Below are 10,432 nucleotides of genomic sequence, written 5' to 3' on the forward strand. Positions count from 1 at the left end.
ACGCCTGCGGCGCCCTGGGCCCGGGACGGGCCGAACGGGTGGTGCCGTCAGTGCGCGGCGCGGCGGCGGTGCACGGTGAGCGACAGCACGACCACGATCACGGCGCCGACGACGAGGCCGATCACCGCGCTGAACAGCGTGTTGACGAGCCACCCGAGGACCGCGCCGAACGCACCGGCGGCGTCGTGGACGGCTTCCTCGAGGTGGTGCACGAACTCGTACAGCGGGTGGAACCCGAGCTCGTCGGTGCCGACGAGCAGGATGTGCCCACCGACCCAGAGCATCGCGGCGGTGCCGACGACGGTGAGGAACGTCAGGAGCTTGGGCATGGCGCCCACCAGCCCGCGGCCGAAGCGGGCCACGCCCGCCGAGGGGCGGTCGGCGAGCTTCAGCCCGACGTCGTCCATCTTCACGATGAGCCCGACGGCGCCGTAGACGAGGACGGTGATGGCGATCCCGACGACGACGAGGATCACCAGCCGGGACCAGAACGGCTGGTCGGCGACCTCGTTGAGGGAGATGACCATGATCTCGGCGGACAGGATGAGGTCGGTGCGGATCGCCCCGGAGATCACCGTCCGCTCGTCCTTGGGCCCGGCGTCCTCGGCGTGCCCGTGGCCGCTGACCTTGGCCCACACCTTCTCCGCGCCCTCGAACGCCAGGTACGCCCCGCCGAGCATGAGCAGGGGCGTGAGCAGGAAGTCGGCGAACTGGCTGAGCAGCAGGATCACCGGCAGGATGATCAGCAGCTTGTTGCGCAGCGACCCGATCGCGATGCGCTTGATGATCGGCAGTTCCCGGTCGGGCGTCAGCCCCCGCACGTACTGCGGGGTGACGGCGGCGTCGTCGACGACGACCCCGGCCGCCTTGGCGCCGGCCTTGGCGGCCGCGGCGCCGATGTCGTCCACGGAGGCCGCCGCCGCCCGGGCGATGAGCGCCACGTCGTCCAGCAGGGCCACGAGTCCACCGGCCACGGCGGGTCCTCCACAATCGGTCGGGTCAGGTCTCCCAGTGCCCTCCCAGGTTGTCACGGGTCCCCACCCGCGACGACCCGCGACCGCCGCGTCCGCTCAGCGCGGGATCCGCAGGTCGTACTGGGCGACCTTGCGGTAGATCGTGGCCCGGCTCATCCCGAGCTCGACGGCGGCCTGCTTCACGGTCGTCCCCGGCGCCGTCAGCACCCGCACGATCTCGTCCCGCTCGAGCGCCTCCAGCCGCGTCAGCCGGTGCGTGGACCCGCTGAACACCTCCGACGGCAGGTGCCGCACGTCGATCCGGTCCGCCTGCAGCGCAGCGCGCCGCACGACCTGGTGGAGCTGGTCGACGTTCCCCGGCCAGGAGCACGACTCCAGCGCGCGCCCGGCGGCGGCGGTGATGTCGAGGTCGCGGCCGCGCGTCTGCCGGACGAAGTGCTGGGCCAGCGGCAGCACGTCGCCGGGCCGGTCCCGCAGCGGGGGCACGCAGACCACGGTGTCGACGAGCGCGGCCAGCCCGGCGGGCACCTCGGCCAGGTTCTCCGCCGTCAGGACGACGGGCAGACCGGGGCGCGCGGCCCGGGCGGCCACGACGAGGCACCGCAGCTCCTCGGCGGCCCGCGCGGGCAGCGCGTCGACGTCGCCCACCACGACGGAGGTGTCGGCCTTGCCCAGTTCCGGGGACCACAGCGCCAGCCAGGCGTCGAGGTCCTGCGGGGCGGGCGGGCTGGCCGACAGGATCCGGTCCCGGGGTCGGGCGCGCCGCACCCCCTGCGCGAGCACCGTCGAGCGCCCCGACCCGCGTTCGCCCACGGCCAGGACGACCCGTCCACTGCGCACGGCGTCCTCGCTGCGCTGCAAAGCCTCCCGCCACACCGCCGACAGCCCCTGGACCGTCCCGCTGCCCGGTTCCAGCGATCCCGGCTGCACGTGGAAGACCTCCCCGCGCGGCGCCGGGCGCGGGGACCGGCCCCGGGAGCGGGCCAGCATGAGCGCCGACGTGGCGCCCGCGGCCGACTGGGCCAGCGCCAGCAGGAGCTTGCCGGGCTGCTCGGACCAGGTGGTGATGTTGACGCTGCCCTCCAGCCGGCCGCTCAGCGGGTCCAGGACGGGCACCGCGGCGCAGGTGAAGCCGGCCAGGCTCGTCGAGTAGTGCTCCTCGGCGCGCACGACCGACGGCAGCCGGTCGGCCAGGGCCAGGCCGAGGCCGCTGGTGCCGGCCTCCCGCTCGGAGAACGCGAACCCGGGGGCGAGGTGGACGGCGTCGAGGCTGCGCAGCAGCGAGGTGTCCCCGGCGAGCCGGTTGAGGACGAGCCCGTCGGCGTCGGTGAGCATGAGGCTGACGGGCTCGTCGACGAGGGTGCGGTGCAGGTCCGTCAGCACTTCGCGCCCGCACTCGAAGAACAGCGAGTCCTGCTCCCGGGTGCCGGCGAACACCGGTTCGACGGCTTCGGTGGTCACGCCGTACTCGCTGCTGCGGCGCCACGACGCGGCCAGCCGGTCGGCGACCCGGGCCTCGACCTGCACCCCGCCGCGCAACGGGTGCGGTCCTGCACGTCTCGAAGCGTCTTCGCTCACGGCCACTCCCTTCGTGGTGGCACCACCGTACGGCTCCGGCGGGCCCGGGCCCAGGGCGTCCCGTCTCAAAGTGAGACACGCGAGCGGTCCCGCGCGGCCCGCGGCTGCCTACCGTCGTCCCAACGCACCGCCCCGTCACCGGAGATGGAGAGCAGCATGTACACCAAGGACGGCGAGAACTACTTCATCGTCGACGCCCACATCGCCCTGTGGGACGCCCGCGTGGAGAACCAGCGGAACGTCCACGGCAAGCAGTTCATCGACTGCTTCTACGACTACCACCGCAACCTCAGCCCGGCCTCGGAGCTGTGGCCGTACGAGGAGTACCTCTACCAGGGCGGCGAACGCCTCATGCGGGACGTGTTCGAGCTCGGGTACGCCGACCACGCGATCTTCCAGCCGGCCCGCCTCGGCGAGTTCTACAAGAGGGGTTTCGGGCAGACCGAGGAGGCGCTGGCGCTGACCCGCGCGAACCCGGACAAGCTGACGTACAACCACTACTTCGACCCCCGCGACGGCGAGCGCGGCCTCGACCGGCTGCGGCAGGACGCCGAGGAGATGGGCCTCAAGGGCGTCAAGCTGTACACCGCCGACTGGCACGGCGACTCCCGCGGCTACAAGCTGTCCGACCCGTGGACGTACCGGTACCTCGAGGTGGCCCGCGAGGTGGGCATCAAGAACATCCACGTCCACAAGGGCCCCACGATCCGCCCGCTGGACCGCGACGCGTTCGACGTCGCCGACGTCGACCACGTCGCCACCGACTTCACCGACCTGAACTTCGTCGTGGAGCACTGCGGCCTGCCGCGCCTGGAGGACTTCTGCTGGATCGCCACCCAGGAACCCAACGTGTACGCCGGCCTGGCCGTCGCCATCCCGTTCATGCACACCCGGCCGCGGTACTTCGCGCAGATCATCGGTGAACTGCTGTACTGGCTGGACGAGAACCGGATCTTCTTCTCCAGCGACTACGCGCTGTGGACCCCGAAGTGGCTCGTCGAGACGTTCGTGGACTTCCAGATCCCCGAGGACATGAGCGAGTACGCACCGCTGACGACCGACCAGAAGAAGAAGATCCTCGGCCTCAACGCCGCCGCCGTGTACGACATCCCGGTCCCCGAGGAACTGCAGGTCGCGAACCCCCCGCAGTTCGCCGAGCCGCAGGCCGTGGCGGTGGCCTGATGACCGCCACCTCCCTGGACCGCCGCGAGGAGTGCCTCGACGCGCTGTCGGTGGTGCTGGACCCCGAGCTCGACGAACCCATCACCGACCTCGGTTTCGTCCGCTCCCTCGACGTCGACGGTTCCGCCGTCACCGTGCACCTGCGGCTGCCCACCTCGTTTTGCTCGCCGAACTTCGCCTACCTCATGGCGTCCGACACCAAGGACGCCCTGACGGCGCTGCCGTGGACCGGCCGGGTCGTCGTCGAGCTCGACGACCATCACGACTCCGACCTCATCAACGCCGGGCTCGCGGCCGACGCCGGGTACCGGGGGACGTTCCGGCACGAGGCCGAGCAGGACCTCGACGAACTGCGCCTGACGTTCCGCCGCAAGGCCCACACGGCCGCGATGGAACGCGCGCTGACCACGCTGCTGCGCGCGGACCCGCAGCTGCAGGAGTCGCAGATCGGGGAGGTCACCCTCGCCGACCTGCGCGACGAGCGGACGACGGCCGCGCTGCTGCGCCGCCGCGTCGCGCTGGGGATCCCCACCGACCCCGGCGCGACCGTCCTCGTCGACGACCACGGGAACCCCTACCCGCACGACGAGGTCCCGCTGCGGCTGCGCCGGGCGCGGTCCACCCGCATCTCGATCGACGGGAACGCGCACTTCTGCCGCGGTCTGCTGGCCACCCGCTACCCGGGGTCCGAGGCCGACCAGACGTTCCGCCCCGAGGGCGCCGAACCCGCCGACCAGCGCGGCGGGCACCCGCTGCTGCCCCTCACCGTCACCACCAGGGAGTTCTCCGCATGAGCACCATGAGAGCCGTCCGCGTCGTGGGTTACCACCGCGACCTCGAGCTCCAGGAGGTCCCGGCCCCGGAGGTCACCGGCCCGTTCGACGTCGTTATCAAGGTCGGCGGCGCCGGGGTGTGCCGCACCGACCTGCACATCCTCGAGGGCCAGTGGGCCGAGAAGTCCGGCGTCGCCCTGCCCTACACGATCGGGCACGAGAACGCCGGCTGGGTGAGCGCCGTCGGGTCGGCCGTGACGAACGTCGCCGAGGGCGACAAGGTCATCCTGCACCCCAACATCACCTGCGGGTTGTGCCGCGCCTGCCGCTCCGGCGACGACGTGCACTGCGTGGCCAAGGTGTTCCCCGGCATCGACAGCGACGGCGGGTACGCCGAGTTCCTCAAGACCTCCGCGCGCAGCGTCGTGCGGATCGACGACTCCCTGGAACCCTCCGACGTCGCCGCGCTCGCCGACGCCGGCCTCACCGCGTACCACGCGTGCGCGAAGGCGGCCCGCCGCCTGCGGCCGGTGGACAAGGTGGTCGTCATCGGCGCGGGGGGCCTGGGTCACATCGGGATCCAGGTGCTCGCGGCGATGACGGCGGCCGAGATCGTCGTGGTGGACCGCAACCCCGACGCCGTGAAGCTCGCCCTGTCCGTGGGCGCGCACCACGCCGTCGTGGCCGACGGGACCCAGGTCGAGCAGGTGCTGGAGCTCACCGGTGGTCACGGCGCGGAGGTCGTCGTCGACTTCGTCGGGGAGGGCGGTTCCACCGCCCAGGGCGTGCGGATGCTGCGCCAGGCCGGCGACTACCACGTCGTGGGCTACGGGGAGAACATCGACGTCCCCACCATCGACATCATCTCCGCCGAGATCAACTTCATCGGCAACCTCGTCGGCTCCTACAACGACCTCACCGAGCTCATGGCCCTGGCCGCCCGGGGCCTGGTGAAGCTGCACACCGTCAAGTACGGTCTCGACGACTTCCAGACCGCGGTCGACGACCTCGACGGCGGGCGGGTGCGGGGCCGGGCGATCCTCGTCCCGTGACCCGCCGTGGTCGCCGCTCGACGGCGTGACGCGCGCCCGCCCCCGTGCGGGGCGGGCGCGCGAAACACGGACGAAACAAACGCGTAACACGCGGCGTCATCGCCGGTCCTACCGTCGGTCCGTCCTGCGGTCGTGAGCCGCACCCGCCGACGACACGTCCGGAGACAGCCATGAGCGGCAGCGCAGCGCGTCTGAAAGCCATCGACGCGGTCATCGCCTTCGAGGCCCCGCACCCGACCTTCACCCCCGCCGAGGCGCCCGGTGAGGTCTACGGGAAGAACGTCTTCAGCAAGGCCGTCATGCAGAAGCGCCTGCCGAAGGCCGTCTTCAAGTCGGTCATGGCGACCATCGAGAAGCAGGTGCCGCTCGACCCGGCCGTCGCCGACGCCGTCGCCTCGGTCATGAAGGACTGGGCGCTGGAGATGGGCGCCACGCACTACGCGCACGTCTTCTACCCGCTCACCCACTCCAGCGCCGAGAAGCACGACAGCTTCTTCGAGCCCGACGAGGACGGCGGCTCCATCGCCGAGTTCGCCGGCAAGACCCTCGTCCAGGGTGAACCGGACGCCTCCAGCTTCCCCAACGGCGGGCTGCGCTCCACCTTCGAGGCCCGCGGCTACACCGGCTGGGACGTCACCAGCCCCGCCTACGTCCTGGAGAACCCGAACGGGAACACGCTGTGCATCCCGACGGTCTTCGTCTCGATGACCGGCGAGGCCCTGGACCACAAGACGCCGCTGCTGCGCTCGCAGCAGGCCATGGCCGCGCAGGCCGCCCGCGTCCTGAAGCTGTTCGGCCACGACGACCCGGGCACGATCGTTTCCTACGCCGGTCCCGAGCAGGAGTACTTCCTCGTCGACCGCCACTTCTTCCTGTCCCGCCCGGACCTGCTGAACGCCGGCCGCACCCTCTTCGGCGCGAAGCCGCCCAAGGGCCAGGAGTTCGACGACCACTACTTCGGGGCCATCCCGGACCGGGTGCTGGCGTTCATGCTGCACGCCGAGCGCGAGCTGTTCAAGCTCGGCATCCCGGCCAAGACCCGCCACAACGAGGTCGCGCCAGGGCAGTTCGAGATCGCCCCCATGTTCGAGCGCTCGAACCTCGCCGCCGACCACCAGCAGCTGCTCATGGTCACCATGAAGCGCGTCGCCCGCGAGCACGGCATGGAACTGCTGTTCCACGAGAAGCCCTTCGCGGGCGTCAACGGCTCGGGCAAGCACGTGAACTTCTCGTTCGGGTCCTCGACCGTGGGGAACCTGCTGCTGCCCGGCGACACCCCGCACGACAACGCGCAGTTCCTGGTGTTCTGCGCGGCGATCATCCGCGCGGTCCACAAGTACGGCGGGCTGCTGCGCGCCTCGGTCGCCTCGGCCACCAACGACCACCGGCTCGGCGCGAACGAGGCGCCGCCGGCGATCATCTCCGTGTTCCTCGGAGACCAGCTGACCGACGTGTTCGACCAGATCGCCAAGGGCGGTGCGACCTCCTCCAAGGAGAAGGGCAGCATGCAGATCGGGGTCGACACCCTCCCGGTGCTGCCCACCGACCCGGGCGACCGCAACCGCACCAGCCCGTTCGCCTTCACCGGCAACCGGTTCGAGTTCCGCGCCCCGGGGTCGATGCAGTCCATCGCGTCGCCGGTCTACACGATCAACACCATCGTCACCGAGGCGCTGGACTTCATCGCGACCGCCCTCGAGGCGCGGCTGGCCGCGGGCGAGGACTTCAACCACGCCGTGCAGGAGGTCCTGGAGCAGATCATCACCGACCACGGCGCGGCCGTATTCAACGGTGACGGCTACTCCGACGAGTGGCAGTCCGAGGCCGCGGCCCGCGGGCTGAAGAACCTGCGCACGACGGTCGACGCGCTGCCCGAGCTCGTGACGCCCGAGGCGGTCGAGCTGTTCAGCCGGTACGGCGTGTTCACCGAGCGGGAGATGCACTCCCGCTACGAGATCGCCGTCGAGCAGTACGAGCTGAGCATCGCCGTCGAGGCGAAGCTCAGCGTCGAGATCGCCACGACGAGCATCCTGCCCGCCGCCGTGCGGTACCAGACGCAGCTCGCGCAGAACGTGGCCGCGCTCAAGGCCGCCGGCGTCGAGGCGGACGCCTCGCTGCTGGAGGCGGTCTCTGCGCCGATCAGCGCGCTGCGCCAGGCGGTCACCGCGCTGAAGGCGGCGACGTTCGAGCCGACCGGGCACGGCCCGGTCTACGCCCGCGACGTCCTGCTGCCGGCCATGACGGCCGTCCGGTCCGCCGCCGACGAGCTCGAGACCCTCGTCGCCGACGACCTGTGGCCGCTGGCGACCTACCAGGAGATGCTCTTCATCCGCTGAGCGGGACGTCCCGGGGCCGGCGGACCGTCGGCCCCGGGGGGCACCCTCCCGCGCCCGCGGGCGGTCAGCCGATCCCGTACCGGGCCCGCCACAGCGGGTCGGCGGCGGCGCCCCAGCTCCCGTCCGGGTTGAGCCGGTTCTCCCGGTCGAGGTCGCGGGCCAGCCGGTCGACCACGTACGCGAGGTCGACGCGGGTGAGGACCTGCTGCGGCAGCGCCGTCTCCCCGTGGGCGGCGCCGACGAGCGCTCCGGTGAGGGCGCTCACGCCGTGGGGGGCCGGTGCGGTGGCCGCCAGGGCCAGCGCTGCTGCGGTGCCCGGCCGGGTCGGGTGGCTCAGCGCGCAGTACGTCGCCCCCCACAGCACCGCCGCGGCCGTACCGTCGGCGGCTCCGGCGCGCAGGACCAGCGGGGACGCCGGGGTCTCGCGGGCGGCGCGGACGGCGTCGTCGACCACGGCGACGGCGGCGAAGTCGACGCCGGACAGGATCGCGTCGGTGACGGCGACGGCCACGGCCTGCACGGGGTCGCCGCAGCGCAGGGACGCACCGGCCAGCAGCACCGCCAGCGCCGCGGGGGCGAAGGTGCGCGGCCCGTGGGTCAGCGCGGCGGAGTCCACCGCGGCGGCCAGCGCAGCGGCGGGGTCGCGGTCGAGCTGGACGGCCAGGGGGAGCGCCCGGACGACGGCGTGCCAGCCGTCGGCGGTGGTGACGGGGTCGGTCCGCGTGCCCGCTCCGCCGGCCAGGCCGCGCACGGTGTCACGCGCCTCCTCGGCGGTGTGGACGAAGAGCTCCACCTCGTCGAGCCAGGCGGTGGGGTCGGCGGACGTGCGTCCGGCGCTGCGGACCCGCGCCCACTGGCGGTAGGCCTCGAGCAGGTCCGCCCGCGCGTCCCCGGCCCCGGTCACCGTCCGGCGCAGGGACGTGCGGATGCTCGCTGCGGCGGTGAAGCAGGCCAGCTCCGTCGCGACACCGTGGGGCAGGACCCCGCTGCGACGGGGAGCCGACCCCAGCACCTCACCCACGGAGAGTCCTTGCATCAAGCCGCGCACGCGCGAGCCGCGCGTCGGGCCGGGTGCCGTCGAGGGGGCGCTGGGCCCCACCTGCCGTCCTTCATCCACGGTGAGGGTGTCGACCGCCTCAGGGTCGGGGTCGAGGGGCGGGGGTCAGGTTCCACCCGGTTGGCGTCTTCGCGTCTCACGGGACCGGGCGAGCACGCTGAGCCAGATGCTAAAAGCTTCAACATCCTGTACGGTTGAAGGAACAATCACTAGGGGGCGTCATGCGCACGGCGGGTCGTCGACTCGAACTGGGATTCCTCACCTTCGTCGCCGACGGCGGATCGGGCGATGCCGGTGGGGCGCTGCGCGACGGGCTCACGCTCGTCCAGCACGCCGAGGACCTGGGGTACGACTCGGCGTGGGTACGGGTGCGCCACCACGAGCCGTACCTGTCGTCCCCGATGACCTTCTTCGCCGCGGCCTCCCAGGTCACCCACCGGATCGCCCTCGGCACCGGTGTCATCCCCATGCGCTACGAGGACCCGCTGCGGCTCGCGGAGGACGCCGGGACGGTCGACCTCCTCAGCGGTGGGCGCCTCGAACTGGGTGTCAGCAACGGCATCCCCTCGCAGGCCCCGACCCTGGACGCCCTCCACGGCGCATCGGACCGCGGCTTCGCCGGAGAGGCCCAGCACCGCATCGACGTCCTCCGCCGTGCACTGGCCGGCGAGCCCGTCGGCCGGGCCACCGCCCCGTACATGGACATCCCGGCAGGCGGGGACCTGAAGGTCACCCCGCACTCCCCCGGGCTCGCCGACCGCCTGTGGTACGGCGCCGGGAGCGAGAGCACGGCCGTCCGCACCGGGACCGGGGGGTTCGACCTGCAGGTCTCGACCCTGAACACCGAGGAGACCGGCGAGCCCTTCGACGTCGTGCAGGCCCGGCAGATCCGTAGCTACCGCAAGGCCTTCGCGGACGCCGGCCACGCCGGACGCCGTGAACCCCGCGTCTCCGCGGGCCGGATCGTCCTCCCCTTCCTGGACGAGCGGGACGCCGACGACCACCGGCGGTTCCTCGAGGGCTACACGTCGGGGATGACGGCGGACGGTCGGCCCACGTCCCCGGGCCCCTTCCCGATGCGGTTCAGCTCCGCCCTGAGCGGTGACCCGGACAGCATCGTCGAGCGGTTGCAGCGCGACGAGGCGATCGGCGAGACCGACGGACTGGTCGTCGTGCTGCCGGCCGAAGGTTCCCTCGACGTGCACCGGCGGGTGCTGAGCGCCGTGGCTGAGCACGTCGCCCCGCACGTCGGCTGGCAGCCCAAGGCCTGATCCGGGCTGGAGACGACGCAGGCCTCACCGGAAACGGTGAGGCCTGCACAGATGCGTGTAGGGGAGCGGCCCTCACGGGCTGCTCCCCTACACGATCTCACTACACAAGAGTGAGTGGCCGGCGGTGACCTACTCTCCCACCCAGTCTCCCGGGCAGTACCATCGGCGCTGGTGGGCTTAGCTTCCGGGTTCGGAATGAGACCGGGCGT

General features: G+C 72.2%; 8 protein-coding genes and 1 rRNA gene. 5 read left to right on the forward strand and 4 right to left on the reverse strand.

The genetic code is table 11. The features are described from left to right. Positions 1-47: 47 nt before the first annotated feature. Together ACRYRX_RS18715 and ACRYRX_RS18720 are read right to left on the reverse strand one after the other, a co-directional pair. On the reverse strand, positions 48-974 hold the full coding sequence (locus ACRYRX_RS18715; RefSeq protein ID WP_432514313.1) for a DUF808 domain-containing protein: 927 nt from the start codon (positions 972-974) through the stop codon (positions 48-50). Between the two features lie 96 nt (positions 975-1,070). Further along, positions 1,071-2,552, reverse strand: a complete 1,482-nt coding sequence (locus ACRYRX_RS18720; protein WP_432514315.1) for an AAA-type ATPase lid domain-containing protein — start codon at positions 2,550-2,552, stop codon at positions 1,071-1,073. Between the two features lie 156 nt (positions 2,553-2,708). Here ACRYRX_RS18720 and ACRYRX_RS18725 point away from each other — a divergent pair, with 156 nt between their 5' ends. The 4 genes from ACRYRX_RS18725 to ACRYRX_RS18740 all read left to right on the forward strand — a co-directional run bounded on the left by ACRYRX_RS18725 (position 2,709) and on the right by ACRYRX_RS18740 (position 7,895). Continuing rightward, positions 2,709-3,734, forward strand: coding sequence for an amidohydrolase family protein (locus ACRYRX_RS18725; protein ID WP_432514318.1), 1,026 nt, complete (start codon positions 2,709-2,711; stop codon positions 3,732-3,734). Beyond that, positions 3,734-4,528 (forward strand): iron-sulfur cluster assembly protein, encoded by a 795-nt coding sequence (locus tag ACRYRX_RS18730; protein WP_432514320.1) that lies wholly within the window; start codon positions 3,734-3,736, stop codon positions 4,526-4,528. Before ACRYRX_RS18725 ends, ACRYRX_RS18730 begins: the two co-directional genes overlap by 1 nt. Positions 4,529-4,533: 5 nt before the next feature. Next, positions 4,534-5,559 (forward strand): NAD(P)-dependent alcohol dehydrogenase, encoded by a 1,026-nt coding sequence (locus ACRYRX_RS18735; protein ID WP_432514326.1) that lies wholly within the window; start codon positions 4,534-4,536, stop codon positions 5,557-5,559. Positions 5,560-5,729: 170 nt separating this feature from the next. Next, positions 5,730-7,895, forward strand: coding sequence for a glutamine synthetase III family protein (locus tag ACRYRX_RS18740; RefSeq protein ID WP_432514322.1), 2,166 nt, complete (start codon positions 5,730-5,732; stop codon positions 7,893-7,895). Positions 7,896-7,959: 64 nt separating this feature from the next. On the opposite strand, the gene ACRYRX_RS18745 is transcribed toward ACRYRX_RS18740, so the two are convergent. Continuing rightward, positions 7,960-8,916, reverse strand: coding sequence for an ADP-ribosylglycohydrolase family protein (locus tag ACRYRX_RS18745; RefSeq protein WP_432514323.1), 957 nt, complete (start codon positions 8,914-8,916; stop codon positions 7,960-7,962). A gap of 257 nt (positions 8,917-9,173) precedes the next feature. Between ACRYRX_RS18745 and ACRYRX_RS18750 the strand changes: the two genes are divergently transcribed. Continuing rightward, on the forward strand, positions 9,174-10,223 hold the full coding sequence (locus ACRYRX_RS18750; protein WP_432514324.1) for an LLM class flavin-dependent oxidoreductase: 1,050 nt from the start codon (positions 9,174-9,176) through the stop codon (positions 10,221-10,223). Positions 10,224-10,339: 116 nt separating this feature from the next. Here the strand turns inward: ACRYRX_RS18750 and rrf are convergent. Then, positions 10,340-10,432 (reverse strand): 5S ribosomal RNA (gene rrf / locus ACRYRX_RS18755); the annotation flags it as partial.

The sequence above is a fragment of the Kineococcus lubricus genome (assembly GCF_050871965.1).
Lineage (GTDB): Bacteria > Actinomycetota > Actinomycetes > Actinomycetales > Kineococcaceae > Kineococcus.

Excerpts from the sequence above, each read along its gene's own strand:
- ACRYRX_RS18725 (WP_432514318.1), top strand. The coding sequence starts at position 2,709 with ATGTACACCAAGGACGGCGAGAACTACTTCATCGTCGACGCCCACATC.
- ACRYRX_RS18730 (WP_432514320.1), top strand. The coding sequence starts at position 3,734 with ATGACCGCCACCTCCCTGGACCGCCGCGAGGAGTGCCTCGACGCGCTG.
- ACRYRX_RS18735 (WP_432514326.1), top strand. The coding sequence starts at position 4,534 with ATGAGAGCCGTCCGCGTCGTGGGTTACCACCGCGACCTCGAGCTCCAG.
- ACRYRX_RS18740 (WP_432514322.1), top strand. The coding sequence starts at position 5,730 with ATGAGCGGCAGCGCAGCGCGTCTGAAAGCCATCGACGCGGTCATCGCC.
- ACRYRX_RS18750 (WP_432514324.1), top strand. The coding sequence starts at position 9,174 with ATGCGCACGGCGGGTCGTCGACTCGAACTGGGATTCCTCACCTTCGTC.